Annotated in this window: 16 protein-coding genes; 7 read left to right on the top strand and 9 right to left on the bottom strand. The window is 63.0% G+C overall.

Going from position 1 to position 14,931, the window contains the following annotated elements:
• The first annotated feature begins 119 nt into the window (after nt 1-119).
• Nucleotides 120-581, top strand: a complete 462-nt coding sequence (locus ACQY4T_RS09635; protein WP_428542786.1) for a flavin reductase — start codon at nt 120-122, stop codon at nt 579-581.
• 31 nt (nt 582-612) lie between these two features.
• Here ACQY4T_RS09635 and ACQY4T_RS09630 read toward each other — a convergent pair whose 3' ends face one another.
• Nucleotides 613-1,743, bottom strand: a complete 1,131-nt coding sequence (locus tag ACQY4T_RS09630) for a branched-chain amino acid ABC transporter substrate-binding protein (RefSeq protein WP_428540752.1) — start codon at nt 1,741-1,743, stop codon at nt 613-615.
• 30 nt (nt 1,744-1,773) lie between these two features.
• The gene (locus ACQY4T_RS09625; RefSeq protein WP_428540749.1) at nt 1,774-2,010 is read right to left on the bottom strand and encodes a hypothetical protein; all 237 of its coding nucleotides are present in this window, start codon (nt 2,008-2,010) and stop codon (nt 1,774-1,776) included.
• 342 nt (nt 2,011-2,352) lie between these two features.
• On the opposite strand from ACQY4T_RS09625, the gene ACQY4T_RS09620 reads away from it, so the two are divergent.
• From ACQY4T_RS09620 to ACQY4T_RS09605, 4 genes are all read left to right on the top strand, one after another.
• Nucleotides 2,353-2,982, top strand: coding sequence for a glutathione S-transferase family protein (locus ACQY4T_RS09620; protein WP_428540746.1), 630 nt, complete (start codon nt 2,353-2,355; stop codon nt 2,980-2,982).
• Nucleotides 2,983-3,171: 189 nt separating this feature from the next.
• On the top strand, nt 3,172-3,960 hold the full coding sequence (locus ACQY4T_RS09615) for a sulfite exporter TauE/SafE family protein (protein WP_428540743.1): 789 nt from the start codon (nt 3,172-3,174) through the stop codon (nt 3,958-3,960).
• A 44-nt stretch (nt 3,961-4,004) separates the two neighbouring features.
• Complete coding sequence (locus ACQY4T_RS09610; RefSeq protein WP_428540741.1) at nt 4,005-4,562, top strand: Uma2 family endonuclease; 558 nt, start codon at nt 4,005-4,007, stop codon at nt 4,560-4,562.
• Between the two features lie 9 nt (nt 4,563-4,571).
• A complete protein-coding gene (locus ACQY4T_RS09605; protein ID WP_428540740.1) occupies nt 4,572-4,790 on the top strand; it encodes a hypothetical protein in 219 nt (72 codons plus the stop codon).
• Here ACQY4T_RS09605 and ACQY4T_RS09600 read toward each other — a convergent pair.
• The 5 genes from ACQY4T_RS09600 to ACQY4T_RS09580 form a co-directional block, all read right to left on the bottom strand.
• Entirely contained in the window at nt 4,781-5,650 is an 870-nt protein-coding gene (locus ACQY4T_RS09600; protein ID WP_428540737.1) for an LLM class F420-dependent oxidoreductase, read from the bottom strand. The two genes, ACQY4T_RS09605 and ACQY4T_RS09600, sit on opposite strands and share 10 nt — an antisense overlap.
• 56 nt (nt 5,651-5,706) lie before the next feature.
• Nucleotides 5,707-6,726, bottom strand: a complete 1,020-nt coding sequence (locus ACQY4T_RS09595; protein ID WP_428540734.1) for an NADP-dependent oxidoreductase — start codon at nt 6,724-6,726, stop codon at nt 5,707-5,709.
• Complete coding sequence (locus ACQY4T_RS09590) at nt 6,726-7,796, bottom strand: alcohol dehydrogenase (RefSeq protein WP_428540731.1); 1,071 nt, start codon at nt 7,794-7,796, stop codon at nt 6,726-6,728. Before ACQY4T_RS09590 ends, ACQY4T_RS09595 begins: the two co-directional genes overlap by 1 nt.
• 125 nt (nt 7,797-7,921) lie before the next feature.
• Nucleotides 7,922-8,815: a TauD/TfdA dioxygenase family protein gene (locus tag ACQY4T_RS09585; RefSeq protein ID WP_428540728.1), complete on the bottom strand. Its 894-nt coding sequence runs from the start codon at nt 8,813-8,815 to the stop codon at nt 7,922-7,924.
• 26 nt (nt 8,816-8,841) lie between these two features.
• The gene (locus ACQY4T_RS09580; RefSeq protein ID WP_428540725.1) at nt 8,842-10,455 is read right to left on the bottom strand and encodes a hypothetical protein; all 1,614 of its coding nucleotides are present in this window, start codon (nt 10,453-10,455) and stop codon (nt 8,842-8,844) included.
• A 96-nt stretch (nt 10,456-10,551) separates the two neighbouring features.
• On the opposite strand from ACQY4T_RS09580, the gene ACQY4T_RS09575 reads away from it, so the two are divergent.
• Both ACQY4T_RS09575 and ACQY4T_RS09570 read left to right on the top strand, forming a co-directional pair.
• Nucleotides 10,552-11,553 (top strand): hypothetical protein, encoded by a 1,002-nt coding sequence (locus tag ACQY4T_RS09575; protein ID WP_428540722.1) that lies wholly within the window; start codon nt 10,552-10,554, stop codon nt 11,551-11,553.
• Between the two features lie 164 nt (nt 11,554-11,717).
• Complete coding sequence (locus ACQY4T_RS09570) at nt 11,718-11,984, top strand: hypothetical protein (protein ID WP_428540719.1); 267 nt, start codon at nt 11,718-11,720, stop codon at nt 11,982-11,984.
• 311 nt (nt 11,985-12,295) lie between these two features.
• Here ACQY4T_RS09570 and ACQY4T_RS09565 read toward each other — a convergent pair whose 3' ends face one another.
• Both ACQY4T_RS09565 and ACQY4T_RS09560 read right to left on the bottom strand, forming a co-directional pair.
• Nucleotides 12,296-14,368: a carbohydrate-binding domain-containing protein gene (locus ACQY4T_RS09565; protein ID WP_428540716.1), complete on the bottom strand. Its 2,073-nt coding sequence runs from the start codon at nt 14,366-14,368 to the stop codon at nt 12,296-12,298.
• A gap of 197 nt (nt 14,369-14,565) precedes the next feature.
• Entirely contained in the window at nt 14,566-14,895 is a 330-nt protein-coding gene (locus ACQY4T_RS09560) for a transposase (RefSeq protein ID WP_428540713.1), read from the bottom strand.
• Nucleotides 14,896-14,931: the final 36 nt, after the last annotated feature.

Raw genomic sequence — 14,931 nt, 5'->3', positions numbered from 1 at the left:
CCCCAGACACTCTGCGCCCCGGCCTCGTCTGGCCACTGCCGCGAACGTGCTGCATACTCACCGCATTGCAGCGGAGGACGCCTAAGGTGCCGGTGGAGAAGCAAGCCTATCGTGAGGCCATGGCCCGTCTGGGCGCCGCGGTGAACGTCATCACCACCGATGGCGCGGGCGGCCGGGCCGGGTTCACCGCCAGCGCCGTCACCAGCGTCACCGACACACCGCCCACCCTGCTGGTCTGCGCCAACCGAACCAACGATTCCTATCCGGCGATGAAACAGAACGGCGTGCTCTGCGTCAACACGCTGACCCCGGCCCAGGAAGGCCTGTCACCGGTGTTCGCCGGGCTGACCCAGCACACCATGAACGAACGCTTCGACGGCTACGCCTGGCAGACCCTGGAGACCGGCGCCCCGGTGCTCGACCAGGCCGTGGTGGTGTTCGACTGCCGCATCACCCAGGTGGTCGAGGTCGGCACCCACGACGTGTTCTTCTGCCTGGTCGAGGCCGTGCGCACCGGATCGGCCCACGAAGGCCTGATCTACTACGGCCGCGGCTACCACAAGGTGGCCGGCCTGGATTGATCCGGCCGCCGCCCCATCGCCATCCACCGCGCTACATCTCGGCGTACGACCCGTTCTTCCAGACGTAGAACACGTAGCCACCGCCCGTCGTGTCACCTTTGCTGTTGAAACTGATCGGCCCCAGCACCGTCGGCCAGTTGCCCGACGCCTTCAAAGCCGCGGCGACCTTTTTCGGATCCGTGCTGCCGATCTTCTTCGCCGCGTCGGCCCACACCTGGATCGCCGCATAGGTGTAAAGCACGTATCCCTCGGGATCGACGTTCTTCGCCTTGAACTCCTTCACCACGTCCGCCGCCGTCTTCATCAGCCGCGGGTCGGGCGGAAACGTCATCAACGTGCCGGCCCCGGCGTCACCGGCGATCTGCCAGAACTCGGTGGTCACCAGAGCATCGCCGCCGACCAGCGTGGCCTTCATGCCCTGCTCCTTCGCCTGGCGGATGATCAGACCGGCCTCGGTATGATAGCCGCCGACATAGATCACCGTCACACCCGCCTGCTTCAGCCGGCTCACAAGTGACGAGTAGTCCTTCTCGCCCGGCGTGTAGGCCGCCGCCAGCACCTCCTGACCGCCGGCCGCGTGCAGCGCCTTTTGCGTCTCGTCCGCCAGGCCTTTGCCGTACGCCGAGTTGTCGTTCAGGATCGCGATCTTCTCGTCCTTGAAATGCTTTGCCAGGAAGTTGCCGGCCACCTTGCCCTGGGCATCGTCGCGGCCGCACACACGGAACGTGTTCCAGCTTCCCTCATCGGTGTATTTCAGGTTGGTCGAAGCCGGCGAGATCTGCAGGATGCCCTCCTCGGAATAGACCTTGCTCGCCGGGATCGAACTGCCGGAGCAGTAATGCCCAGCCACCAGCTTGACCCCCTTCGACGCAAACTGGTTGGCAACCGATACCGCCTGCTTCGGATCGCAGGCATCGTCGCCGACCTCCAGCCCAAGCTGCTGACCCAGCACCCCGCCCGCCTTGTTGATGTCGGCCACCGCCTGTTGCGCCCCGGTCTTCATCTGCTGTCCGAACACGGCGTATTCCCCGGTCATCGGACCCGCCACGGCGATGCGGATCTGGGCCCGCGCCCCAATCGCCGCCCCGGTCAAGGCAAATCCGAACACCCCCGCCGCCAACAGCCCGCCGCGCCAAACCGAATGCATCGACTTCGTAGGCATGGACCACCCCCTCTGGATTGTGCCGCACGATCAGGCCGCGCAACCTGCAACGCGCCCCGCAAGCCTAACCAAATCATGAACCAGGCGCCAGAATCCAGCCGCCATCAAATCAGCCGCCAGAATCCGGCCGCCGAAATCCTGGCGATCAAGCCCCACTGCGTGCAGATACGCATGCATCGCCTGCGCCACCAGCGCCGGAGTCTGCACCGGCGCGAAATGTCCACTGTTCAACGCCAGGAATTGCCCACCGGGAACCTGCTTCGCCATCGGCTCGATGATCGACGGCGGCCGCAGCCCGTCATGCCGCCCGGCGGTCAATAGAGCGGGACATGCGATCCGGCCCAGTTCGGGCGCGATGTTGTCCGCCGCCAGCATGCGGTTGATCGCCGCGAAGCTCGTCGGATCGTTGCCAAGCCAGCGTGCTCGGAATGCGGCGAAGACCGCCGCATCCTAGGCTGGTACCGTTGACTTCGATCCAGTTCATGGCAACGTCAATCTCCCTGTGCCGATCCGAGGATTCCTCGGCGTGGTCGCGCCGGACGCAACGTTCAAGGCGGGTGACTCGTGCGACAAGACACCTCTGACCCAATGCCTGCTGAAGGTCCACGAATGAACCAGACGATGATCCTGCATTGGTCCCCGCGCTCGCCCTACGTGCGAAAAGTGATGATCGCGGCTGCGGAAATGGGCCTCCATGATAGTATCCGCACGGTCCGCACGGTAGCCGGCGGCACCACCCCGCATGCGGAACTGATGCGGATCAATCCGCTCGGAAAGATCCCGACGCTGCAACTGCCGGACGGCACCGCGCTTTACGACTCGCCGGTGATCATCGAGTACCTCGACACCCTGCATGACGGCCCGAAACTCTACCCCACAGCCTGGCCCGACCGACTGACCGCATTGCGGCGGCACGCGCTGGGACAAGGCATGCTGGATACCGCCCTGCCGCTGCTCGCCGAAGGCTTCCGGCCGCCTGAACGGCAGAGCGAACCGCACAAGCAACTGTGGCGCTGCAAGTTGGCCGCCTGCGCGGCCGCACTCGAGCCCGAAGCCGAGGCGCTTTCGACTAGCCGTTTCAGCGTCGGCCATCTCGCCATCGGCGTGGCTCTGGCCTATCTGGATTTCCGTTTCGCATCCTTGGCCTGGCGCGACGGCCATCCGAAACTGGCCGCCTGGCACGAAACTTTCAATGCCCGCCCATCGGTGCAGGCGAACCTGCCGGTGGACGACAGATAACAGGCGCCCAGCGTACAGCTCAAGCGCTCAGCGTAGCGTCATGCCTGCCTTGTCCCACGCCACTCGACAGCCGAACCAAAGCGCTGTTCCCAGGCAACGCTGCCGGCGTGATAGGCTGCCACAAGCCAAACGGCATGTGCCCCCCGAACGGCACATATCCCAAGAGCAGATAGCAACCGGTGATCCCGAATGAATCTGTTTTCCGCCATCAACCCGCTTTACGTAGTCTCAGGATTTGTCGTCGGACTCCTGGTCGGCCAAACCGGAGTCGGAGGCGGCTCATTGATGACGCCGATCCTGGTGCTGATGTTCGGCATCCACCCCGCCACCGCGGTGGGCACCGATCTGCTTTACGCCTCCGCGACAAAATCGGTCGGAACCTTGGTGCATGGTCTGAACCACACCGTGGATTGGCGGATGGTCGCCCGACTGGCCTCAGGCAGCGTCCCGGCTACCGTCATCACCTTGCTGGCGATCGCGCATTTCGGAATCGGCGGTCCCACCAGCGGTCGAGTGATCTCGCTGGTGCTCGGGATCATGCTGTTGTTGACCGCGCTGTCGCTGATCCTCCGCTCCCACTTCCTGCAGCTGATGGGCCCTACGCTGGACCGGATCTCGCCGCGCCAAGCGGGTCGGCTTACCATACTGACCGGCATCGTGCTGGGCGCGCTCGTCACGCTGTCATCGGTCGGCGCCGGGGCATTGGGGGTGACCGCGCTGCTGATGCTTTATCCGCGCCTGCCGATGAAGGTCATCGTCGGCTCCGACATCGCCCATGCCGTCCCGCTCACCCTGATCGCCGGAGTCGGGCATTGGTGGCTGGGCTCGGTCGATTGGACGATGCTCAGCTCGCTGCTGGTCGGCTCGATTCCGGGCATCATCCTGGGCAGCTACCTGTCGGGGCGCATCCCGGAAACCGCGCTGCGGTCCGTGCTTGCGGCCGTGCTGTGCATCGTCGGCGGACGCCTGGTGTTCTGACCGAACCTCGCCCACGCCAGGATGAATTGTGCTAACATGATCCGATGTCCGATCCAGCCCCCTCCCGCATGACCTCCGACGAATTCGTCGCCTGGGCGATGCGCCAGCCCGAGGGACACCGCTTCGAACTCTTCGCCGGCCAGGTCGTCACCATGGCCCCCGAACGCAGCGCCCACGCGCTGACCAAGTTCCACGACGCCCGCCGCCTGGCCGACGCCGTCGACCGCGACGCGCTTCCGTGCCAAGTCTATCCTGACGGCATGGCCGTCACCATTGACGCCGCAACGACCTACGAGCCGGACGCGCTGGTCCGCTGCGGGCCAATCCCGCCAGCCGACGCGATCACACTCGACGATCCGGTCATCGTGGTCGAGGTTCTCTCGCCGTCCCCCCGAACCCGCGATGCAAGAGCGAAGCTGGTGGATTATTTCCGCCTTCCATCGGTGCATCACTACCTTATCGTGCGCACCGAGGATCGAGCGATCATCCATCACGCTCGCAACTTGGACGGAACGATCCTGACACGGATCGTTCACGATGGCGACTTGCAGCTCGACCCGCCAGGGTTGACGGTAACCGGCTTGTTTCCGCCGGCACCGTGACAGGACACCATGCGAAGAAAAACCCGAGCAACCACGCCCCGAGCAGCCACGCCCCGAGCAGCCACGCCACGCAAGAAAGACCGCCCCCCGCGGCGGGCTCGCGGCGCCGACATCCCGGAGGTGCCGACCTTCCAGCCCGACCCCCCAGCCGTTAGCCCACCGGAAGAAACCCAGGCCGATGAAGCCGCCGAATTGGTCAGGCGCATGGTCGAGGCGGCCTACACCTGATCCGGCGAACCGTTCACCTGCTGCATCACCCCGACCCACTGATCCAGTATCGGGAGGATCGTCTCCGCTGTTTCCGACGGCAGGCTGGGATAGACCATATCCACCTCCAGCGACTGATACCGCTCGATCAGCGCCGCATCGGGCGCCTGTGCCCCAATCACGATCTGCATCGCCGCCGGATCCCGTCCGGCTTCCGCCGTCATCTGGCGGAACCGGGGGATCAACTCCGTCAGCGGGGTCCTGTCGCTTGCCGTCACCTGCGGCATCCAGCCATCGCCATAACGCACCGCACGTCGCGCGGAATAGGGAAACGCGCCGCCGATCAGGATCTTGGGATGCGGCGCCTGCATCGGCTTCGGGCGCGCCGCCATTGGCCCGAAGTCGACAAACTCCCCATGATACTCCGCTGACGCCTCGGTCCAGATCGCCTTCATCGCCTCGACCCGCTCGCGCGCCAACTTGTGGCGCGACGAAAAATCGGTGCCATGATTTTCCATCTCGTCCTGGTTCCAACCGTTGCCTATTCCAAACAAGAACCGTCCGCCCGAAACCTGGTCGATCGAAGCCACCAACTTTGCGGTCTGGATCGGATCGCGCTGTGTGATCAGGCAAACCCCGGTCGCCAGCCGCAAGCGGGTCGTGACCGCCGCTGCCGCGGTCAGCGTCACGAACGGGTCCATCACGTCGTAGTAGCGCTTCGGCAACTCCGACCCCAACGGGAACGGCGTCTTGCGAGACAGCGGGATGTGCGAATGTTCCGGCGCCCAAAGAGTGTCGAACCCGCGCTCCTCCAGCGCCCGTGCCAACGCCGTCGGCGTCATTGAATAATCGGTGAAGAACATCGATGCGCCGAATTTCATCGCCCATGCCTCCAAGGCATGATCGCGCACAGCGCTTGGATCATGCCTAAACCGCTCTACCCATGTTCAGCCGAGACCCTGACCAGCAACTTGCCGAAATTGCGCCCTGACAGAATACCGGTCAGCGCATCCGGCGCGTTCTCCAGCCCGTCGACGATATCCTCGCGGTGAACCAGGCTGCCATCGGCCACCAGCTTCTCCGCCATCGCCCGCCATTCGGTCATCCGGGCCGGCCGGTCGGAAACGATGAAGCCCTGGATCAGGATCCGCTTGCCGACCACGAAACCCAGGTTAGGACCGGGCGGCATGGTGTGCTCGTTGTACTGCGAAACCATGCCGCACATCGCCACCCGAGCGAATGCATTCAGTTGCTCGAACACCGCCGCCTGCACCGCGCCACCGACATTCTCGAAGTAGCAATCGATGCCGTTCGGGCACGCCGCCCGCAACTCCCGCCCCAGGTCCATCGTGCGGTGATCGACGCAATCGTCGAACCCCAGGCTGTCCTGCGCCCAAAGGCACTTCTCCGACCCACCGGCAATGCCGACGACCCGCGCACCGGCCCGCTTGGCGATCTGCCCGGCAACCGAACCCACTGCCCCGGACGCGGCGGCAACCACGAACGTCTCGCCGGGCTTCGGCTTGCAGATTTCCGTCACTCCCGCATAGGCCGTCGCCCCGGGCATGCCCAGCACGCCAAGATAGGCCGACAATGGCGCCCCCCCGCGGCTGATCTTCACCAACTGATCGCCCGGCGTCACCGAATGCGTCTGCCAACCGCGCGAGCCCACGACGATGTCGCCGGCGGCGAACCCGGGATGCGACGACGCGACGACCTCACCCACGCTTTCCCCTGTCATCACCTCGCCGATCTGGATCGCCACCGCGTAGGTCTGCTCCTCACGCAGCCGGCCGCGCATATACGGATCGATAGACAGCCACAGTGTCCGCGTTACCACCTCGCCCGCGCGGGCCTCGGGGATGGCATCCTCGCGGATCTCGAAGTCAGCCGACGACGGTTCGCCACGCGGCCGTCGTTTCAGCACCACCGAACGGCGCGAACCAGAATTGGGCATCACGCCGCCTCCGCTTTCAGTATTAGTCGCCCGGTGACCTTGCCGTCGCGCAGCCGCATCAGCGCATCATGCGCCTGGCTCTGCGGCACGCTGGATACCGGCAACGCCAGCAGGTCGCCGTCCTGCGCCAGCTTCACCAGTTCCCGCAATTCCTTCGGATTGCCCACATAGCTGCCCTGCACCGTCAGCGCTCTGATTGCCATGATTGGCAACGGCAACATCAGTTCGCCGCCGAACAGACCTACCTGGATCAACTTGCCGCCCTTGGCCAGCGCGGCGAACGCGAAACGCGCTGTCGCGGTGCCGTTGACCAGATCGATCACCGCCGGCACCTGCCCGCCGGCCGCTTCGACGATGCTCTTGGTCACCGCGCGCCCGTCGCCGCTGCCGTCCACCACCTTGGTGGCACCGGCCTTCAGCGCGGCCTCGCGCTTCTCGGCGCTGACGTCGACGCTGATGATGTTCTGGTGACTCAGAGCCTGCAGCACGGCGATCGCGTTCAGCCCCAGGCCGCCGGCGCCCACCAGCACGATCGGCTGCGTTGGGGCCAACGGCATCGCCTTCTTGATCGCCGAATAAACCGTAATACCGGAGCACGCATAGGTGGCCGCCACCGCCGGATCGATGCTGCCCGGATCAACCAGGTGCCGAGGATGCGGCGCCACGACATGGGTGCCGTAGCCGCCGTTCTGGTAAACTCCAAGGCTGCGCGCCGCGACCGAGCACATGTTGTCTTCCTCGCCCAGGCACTTATCGCACTTGCCGCAGCCCAGCCACGGGAACACGATGCGCAGGTCGCCGACCTTCACCCCCTTCGCATCCGGCCCCAGCTTCACCACCCGCCCGACGATCTCGTGCCCCATCGCCAGCGGAAGCGTGACGCCGCGGTCCATCAGCGACATCTTCTGGCCGCCGCCGACGTCGTAATAGCCCTCCCAGATATGCAGGTCGGAGTGGCAAACGCCGCAATGCGTCACCTCCAGCAGCACCTCGCTGCCGGTCGGCTCCGGCGTCGGCAACTCGATTTCCTTCAGCGGCTGCCCATTTTCCACCACGGCCCATGCGCGCATTTTGTTCTCCTGCTTTCCGGCGTTACCAAATGACCCGCTTCCCGGCGTTGCCGGATGGATAGCGCGGGAGGCCGATCAAGCAAAGGCCCGATCAAGCAAAGGCCCGGTCAAGCAAAGACCCGGGGCTAAGCCGCCTCTGCCATCGTCGAGCGTTCGCAGGCCACCGTCGTGCGGTGCATGTCGCGCACCTGCGTCGCATCAAACGGCCTGGCGCGGTGCATCGTGGCTCGGTTGTCCCACATCACCAGATCCCATTGCCGCCATGCATGTGCATAGACAAACCGCCGCTGCGTGGCATGCTCGATCAGGTCACGCAGCAGCGCCCGCGCCTCCGGCACCGGCCATCCCACGATCGCGCCTGCATGGGACGCCAGATACAGCGATCGCCGCCCGGTCGACGGATGACGCCGGACCAGACGTTGCAGAACCGGCTTGAAACGCGCGCGGTCGTCATCGGTGAAGTCGCCGAACCCAAGCAACGACCGCGAATACAGTTGGCTATGCTCGCAAACCAGATCCTCGATCTCCGCCTTCGTCTCCTCATCCAGCGTGTCGTATCCCGCCCGCATGTCAGCGAATTCGGTGTTCCCCCCGGCCGACGGAATCAGCCGCGCCGACAACAACGAGAACTTCGCCGGCACCGCCTTGAACGAACTGTCCGAGTGCCACAGCCGGTTTCCCAGGCTGAACAGCCGCCGCCGGTTGTCACGCGCAAGCACCTGGTTGTCGTTGTCCAGGTTGGAGATGTCGTTCACCAGCGCCGACCCGATCCGCCGCTTCTTGCCCCAGTTCAGATCACCGCTGGCTTCCTCCAGTTCACCGAAATTGCCCGAGAACGCCAACTGCGTATCGTCGTCGAACCGCTGGTCGTGAAACACCAGCACGCCGTACTGATCCATCCCCCGCTCGATCGCGCCAGCCTGCTCGGCGGTCAACGCGCGAGTGATGTCGATGCCCGAAACCTCGGCCACGAAAAACGGCCGGGACACCGGATCGATTGGTCGAATCGATACTGTCATGAATTACCTCCCGCGAGCGCGCAGCCTCAGTGCAGTTCCGCCAGCCCCATCGCATGGCCGAACCGACGTGACGGCTCCTGCGGATCGCCGTACTTGCGGTGCATCGCGGTATGATAAGCCGCCGCCAGCAGCAGCAGGTCACGGTCGGGCTGGCGGTTGGTGCCGAAATCCATCAGCATGCACTGGGCGATCTCCTGGTTGTGCGGATCGTTGCCCATCTTGCAGGCCGCCACGGCAATCCGCTGCACCAGGCGGTCCCGGTCCGCACCGCCGTCGCAGTACGCCTGGGTCCAGCCGATCGCCTCATCGCCATGCAGTGCAACGATCGCATGATCCACCCGGTCCAGGATCTGCTCCGCGCTCAGCGACCCGGCGCCCGATGGCACCTGAGCAGACACCGGATGCACCTCTCCCAGGCCCTGCTGGTTGTACGCCACCCGATTGGCGAACATCGCCGCGACATACAGCAGCCGCAGCCGCCGCGGATGATCGAAATTGTCCCAGAACCAGGCCAGTGTGTTGTGATATTCGTAGCAATGGTGCGGCATGTTGAACGCGTTCGGGTCGCGCGTCTCCAGCACCAACCGCGCGACCGCGATCTGCAGCACGTCCAGGATGCGGCGCGGGTCCTTGCCGGATTTCAGCAGCTTGGTCACCGCCTCCAGCGTCTCGATCTCGCCCTGCCGCAGCACCGTGTTCGATAGCTCAACCGCCTCCTGCTGGTTCACCGGCCCATTGTTGCGCAGTATCGCCAGTTCAGCGTCGCTGACCCCGCCATACGGCACCGCGCGCAGCGCCTCGCCCTCGATCATCATCTTGATGTAGTTGCAGGCGACCTCATAAGTGGAATACCAGCGCGGCCCGACCGCGATATCCAGCGCGCCGGCATAGACCACCTGATGCGCATGGTCCCACCCCAACGCATTGCCGATCTCCACCGTGGACCTGGCGCGATAGGCCTTGTGGCCGGTGGTGTAGGAACGGTTATGCAACAGCCTGTCCTGCACATCCATCAGCCCGGCAAACACCATCTCCGCCAGCACCTCGCGCCGTTCGGTGGGATTCTGCATCAGCCCCAGGAACAGCCGATACGCCTCGATCACCTGGCCGCGATGCACCAGCGTCATCCAGTTATTCAACCGTTCCTTCAACGGTCCGCTCTGCGCCAGCGGCTCCTGATCCGGCCAGAACACCACTGGCGCCGGCGGTGCTTCGATCTCGCCCTGGTTGCCGCGGTGACGCGTGTAATGACCAGGCGCCTTGTCGATCTTCTGGTTCCAGATATCCAGGCCGGTCGGAATATACCAAATGGTCTGCGCCATCGGCAGCATCGCCAGATGCGGCGGCAGCATGCGGTTCAGGTTCAACGTCGCACGCGCGCTCAACAGGCAGTGGTCGTTGTTGACAAAATTCGGATACCCGTCGTCGATCCGCTCGTGATACGGCACATGCGTAAACGGCGCATGGATCCGCACGCCCTCGGCGACAATCTCGGTCAGCGGCCGGTTGGCATGCACCAATTCGTAGAACACGTCGCTGGCGCCCTTCTGGTCGCGCATCAGGCAGCGATCCTCCAGCTTGTCGTAAAGGCCGCGGACCACGCTGCTGCGCTTGCTCTCCGAGGCGACGTGCGTATCCATCCGGGCTTCCTCCAACTGTCGGTCAATTCAATCGATCCTACGCTTGACATGATGGCGGCGACAACCATCGTGCCGGTTCGCAGGGGGAACTTCCGCATGAACAACCCGCAATCCGCGTCCGAGTGGACCGTCACCGACGTTGCCGGCACCGGCCAGCAGGGATATTCCGGAGACGGATCAAGCGCCCTTGCCGCAGCACTGAACAATCCCTTCGATCTGGCGTTTTCCCCCGAAGGCAGCTTGGTTTTTTCCGATACCTACAATCATTGCATCCGCCGCATCGATGCCGTCAGCTCGGTCATATCGACGATCTGCGGCACTGGCGAGGCCGGATATTGCGGCGACGGCGGACAAGCCGCGCACGCCCAGGTGAACCAGCCCTACGGCATCGTCATCGACCGCTCCGGCCAGGTGTTCCTTGCCGACCGCCTCAATCGCCGGGTTCGGGTCATCGATACCAGCGGCGTCATCACCACCCTGGCCGGCGACGGTTCCGACCAGTCCAGCGGCGATGGCGCCCCCGCGCCGCTCGCCGGCATTCCCGAACCGAACGGTCTGGCACTCAGCCCCGACCAGTCCCGTCTGTTCATCGCCGATGTCGCCGGACACCGCGTGCGCGCGGTCGATCTGACCACCCAAACCATCGAAACCTTCGCCGGAACCGGCCAGCCCGGCCACGACGGTGACGCCGGACCAGCCGCCGAGGCCGCCATCTTCGGCGCCCGCGCCGTCGCCTTCGCCCCCGACGGTTCGCTCTACGTGATGGAGCGCCAAGGCAGTTGCATCCGTCGCATCCATCACGGCGTGATCCAGACCGTGGCCGGAACCGGCGCCCGAGGCTACGCCGGCGACGGCGCCGACGCCCGCCACGCGGTGTTCGACGCGCCGAAGGAAATGGCGGTCGATGCCGGCGGCAACATCTACGTGGTGGACACCGAAAACCACGCCATCAGGCGGATCGATGCCCAGAGCTGGATCATAACCACCATCGCCTCCGGCCTGGGCCGCCCGCACGGTGCCCTGGCCGCCCCCGACGGCAGCGTGCTGATCGCCGACAGCGAACATCACCGGGTGCGACGTCTGACCAGGGGACGCTGACCAGGGGACGCTGACCAGGGGACGCTGACCAGGGTGGGTCGGCGCGACAGGGATCCAACCTTTGAGGTCGCGCTGGAGGAGCTTTCCTGAGAAACCTCTGACCGTCCAATCGGACATCGGTCGCCTCAACGGCCACACGAATCCGATCCTTTGGATGGCGCTCGGTGCGTAACCCCACATCGGTCGATATCGCACGTTTCATTCGTGACGCCAGCGAAGGAGAGACCGCGAACAAATCAGGACGATCGGGTTGTCGGCAATCACTTTGCGACTTCGGGCGTGACAAGACAATTTTTGATCCCGGGCACTACGTTCCCCCGGTCGGGGGCTGGATTCTGGCCGCCGGGCTGGAACGGGTCCGCCGCACGCTTTCGGGCACCGGCGATTGCGATCGCCAAATGGTTCAAAATCCTCACCATTGTGCTGAATGATGGCCTGTCCGCGGTCGAGGCCGCGTGCCTCGAAACGTTGCACGAGGTGTGTCCAATCCGTCGAAGGCAGAGGAACTAAAGTATTGGCGACTGCTTGACTTGGCGTATTTACTGCAAAGCCTGGCCGTCTACGCCGGCCTTGGTCCTGGCAACCATTTCCCAAGGTCAGAGACCCGTTCATCCTGGCCAGGCAAATGGCATACCGTCGACGGAGAGATTGGCAGCCTGAAACGCTCGGAACCGAGCTTGTGCAAGCCGCCACCTGTCCGGCCAAGCAAATCCATTTCACAAGCGGGCTGTTCGCCCTTGCCTCAGTTGTGCACGGTAATGTTGTAGATACCATTGGAATAGAGAGAGGCTGGCTGGCCTAGCACGGACGCGCCATTATAGGAGACGTGATCGATATAAAGGTTACGATCGGTTACCTCAGTGCCAGCGTACAAGTCGTTCACGAAGCTGATGCCTAGCGTATGATTTCCCGCGCCGAATTGGCCGGAGAAACTGAACGTCTGATCCTGCCCAGTCGAATGAGACGCAGTGACTGGTGTCGGACCGGCAATCTGCTTGCCATCCATAAGCAAGACAAATTGTGGACTGCCCTGATAGGAGTCGCCCGAAAGCACCAGACTGATTGTATCAGTCGAGACCGTTGATGGTAGCGGGCTTGTGCTGGTGCCCCCAGTCGGGGTCCAGCTATTATTGGACCACTGCCACCACAGTCCCGCGCCATTTTCCTGCCAAATCGCGCCCTTTTCGTACGCCAACTCCTTGACGTTGTAAGTATAGCCAGCCGGTCTGCCATTTTCATTTACAGTGCCCGTGGACGTGATGGTCCATGCGTCTCTACTCGCGTCAATTATCGCACCGTTCGATCCGGCGTGGAGGACCGTATTGTCCGGTGACGGCGCTGGGGTGGGAGTTGGAGTGGGAGTGGGAGTGGGAGTGGGCGCTGGAGTAGGAGTGGGAGTGGGCGCTGGAGTACGAGTGGGAGTGGGCGCTGGGGTGGGAGTGGGCGCTGGGGTTGGGGTTATGGCTGAGGGAGTAATCTGAAGGATAATCGGATGATCAGTTAGCGAAATCTGCACGGACGTAGCATTCTCGTAGGTCGCCGTCGCCTGCAAGGTAGGTGTCGAAGCAGCAAAATCCGACTTTCCAGCTTCGGACGCGGCATTCTGCATGGGATCGAAAACCTGCACAGATGCCGCGTTGCCAAGCGAAACGGACACGCTTTGTGCCACTGCTGTAGACAACGAACCATTCGTATCGATATTAGCGTCGTTCCATAATACCAAGTCGAAAACGCCGTTTGACTTTTCCAGCAGCAGGGAATTGCCGGAGGCGGGCAACCCGGTTATCCCGTAACTCAGCGAACCGGGCGTGAACTTCGCAGCATTGGCGCCGTTGTCACTGAGGACATTCAGCATATTGTGCAGCGCCACGCCCGATTGCTTCGGCGTACCGTCGGCGTTAAACAACCCCCAATGATCTTCAAATGCGTTTCCGCCAGAATAGCCGTAATTCTCGTCAAACAGTTCATAGATACTGGTTAGAGAACTGCCCGCCTTGAACGCGTCTAGCACGAGATCCAGGGTATATTTCGCGTTGACTGCAGGTGTTCCGAAATAATTTATCCCCAATTGATTGCTGTCGTTAAAGCCAGTTTCGGTTATCATATAGGGCCCGGGCGCCGAATAACCGGTCTCCGCCTGAACCGTTCCAACCAGTTCGCCCCCTGTCTGGGCTGCCGGAGCGTTCCCATTATGCTGATAATAATGGACATTTCCATAGTTTGCGATAGATGGCAAACTTGTTCCAAGCTGCGAGGCTGCCTGCACCGCGGCACTTGTTGCCGCGCCGTCCGCCGGCATGGACAAGCTGAAAAGAGCCACCGGCACTTTGCTATGAAACTGGCTATACAGATCCTGCTGCATCGCCACGGCAGCCTGCCAACCTGTATAGGATTTTCCGCTCAGAGCCGTGTAAGTGTCGCCGGACACGAGCCCGAACCCGTCAACTTCCAACCCCCCCTCAACTACCCGCACGTAGCCGGAGTTGATGAGGGACTGCATCGAGGAATACTCGGCATTATAGCTCGTATGGGCCGCATCATAACCCATGTACAAGTCCAACTTGTACCCCGCAGAGCCGAGCGTCTGCAAACCCGAAAGTGCGTTACTGTAGAATGCAGTATCCCTCACCGTACTGATACCAGTATCAACACCCTGTGGGTTAAGGTATAACAGCGCCGCCTGTACGGTGGCTATGCTTGCATATGGTGAATTCGGTTTGCCCCAGGCGGCGTTGTAATTCAGATGGATCTGTACCCCAAGAGTGTTTGCAAACGCTGCAGAATTCTTAGCGGCTACTGGTATAAACTCGCTCATAACAGCTCCCAACAAACGACGCCTGGTATTGCATTTTCCTTAGGTTCTTGCAACATAGCAATTATTTCTTTTTGTTGCAACGCCAAGACCGAAGGGGTAATGCTGGCCAATACTCACGGTCGCTCAAGCAGGCGCCATGATTTCCAGCAGAGGACGATGCTAGACCTTGATTTCTTGACGGCTCATTACCAGCCGCCCTAGACATTGACTGTTGCCCACTCCCTGGTGCCAATGGATCGGATTCGATCTGGATCATCGACCAACCAGTTCCAGGCCTCTGCGCAAGCCTCGAGAATCTCGTCGTAGCTGTCCCAGACGCCAGCGGAGAGTTTGTTGGCGCGAAGGTAATCCCAGACATTCTCCATCGGGTTGAGTTCCGGGGCGTAGGGCGGCAGCGGCAACAGCACGATGTTGTCGGGCAGCTTGATGTCGCCGCCGCGCTGATGCCACCCGGCGCCATCACAGATCACCGCCGCGATCGAGCCGGGCGCGACCTGCGCGCTGATCTCGGCGAGGTGCAGGTTCATGCATTCCATGTTGGCGGCTGGCGCGATGATCGCCGC

Source organism: Rhodopila sp. (assembly GCF_965277825.1).
Lineage (GTDB): Bacteria > Pseudomonadota > Alphaproteobacteria > Acetobacterales > Acetobacteraceae > Rhodopila.
Note: the sequence above shows the minus strand (reverse complement) of the source record. Positions and strands in the feature narration are given on the sequence as shown.

Excerpts from the sequence above, each read along its gene's own strand:
- ACQY4T_RS09625 (WP_428540749.1), bottom strand. The coding sequence starts at position 2,010 with ATGGCGAAGCAGGTTCCCGGTGGGCAATTCCTGGCGTTGAACAGTGGA.
- ACQY4T_RS09560 (WP_428540713.1), bottom strand. The coding sequence starts at position 14,895 with ATGAACCTGCACCTCGCCGAGATCAGCGCGCAGGTCGCGCCCGGCTCG.
- ACQY4T_RS09620 (WP_428540746.1), top strand. The coding sequence starts at position 2,353 with ATGAACCAGACGATGATCCTGCATTGGTCCCCGCGCTCGCCCTACGTG.
- ACQY4T_RS09585 (WP_428540728.1), bottom strand. The coding sequence starts at position 8,815 with ATGACAGTATCGATTCGACCAATCGATCCGGTGTCCCGGCCGTTTTTC.
- ACQY4T_RS09595 (WP_428540734.1), bottom strand. The coding sequence starts at position 6,726 with ATGCCCAATTCTGGTTCGCGCCGTTCGGTGGTGCTGAAACGACGGCCG.
- ACQY4T_RS09580 (WP_428540725.1), bottom strand. The coding sequence starts at position 10,455 with ATGGATACGCACGTCGCCTCGGAGAGCAAGCGCAGCAGCGTGGTCCGC.
- ACQY4T_RS09600 (WP_428540737.1), bottom strand. The coding sequence starts at position 5,650 with ATGAAATTCGGCGCATCGATGTTCTTCACCGATTATTCAATGACGCCG.
- ACQY4T_RS09610 (WP_428540741.1), top strand. The coding sequence starts at position 4,005 with ATGTCCGATCCAGCCCCCTCCCGCATGACCTCCGACGAATTCGTCGCC.
- ACQY4T_RS09635 (WP_428542786.1), top strand. The coding sequence starts at position 120 with ATGGCCCGTCTGGGCGCCGCGGTGAACGTCATCACCACCGATGGCGCG.
- ACQY4T_RS09605 (WP_428540740.1), top strand. The coding sequence starts at position 4,572 with ATGCGAAGAAAAACCCGAGCAACCACGCCCCGAGCAGCCACGCCCCGA.
- ACQY4T_RS09630 (WP_428540752.1), bottom strand. The coding sequence starts at position 1,743 with ATGCCTACGAAGTCGATGCATTCGGTTTGGCGCGGCGGGCTGTTGGCG.
- ACQY4T_RS09575 (WP_428540722.1), top strand. The coding sequence starts at position 10,552 with ATGAACAACCCGCAATCCGCGTCCGAGTGGACCGTCACCGACGTTGCC.
- ACQY4T_RS09615 (WP_428540743.1), top strand. The coding sequence starts at position 3,172 with ATGAATCTGTTTTCCGCCATCAACCCGCTTTACGTAGTCTCAGGATTT.
- ACQY4T_RS09565 (WP_428540716.1), bottom strand. The coding sequence starts at position 14,368 with ATGAGCGAGTTTATACCAGTAGCCGCTAAGAATTCTGCAGCGTTTGCA.
- ACQY4T_RS09590 (WP_428540731.1), bottom strand. The coding sequence starts at position 7,796 with ATGCGCGCATGGGCCGTGGTGGAAAATGGGCAGCCGCTGAAGGAAATC.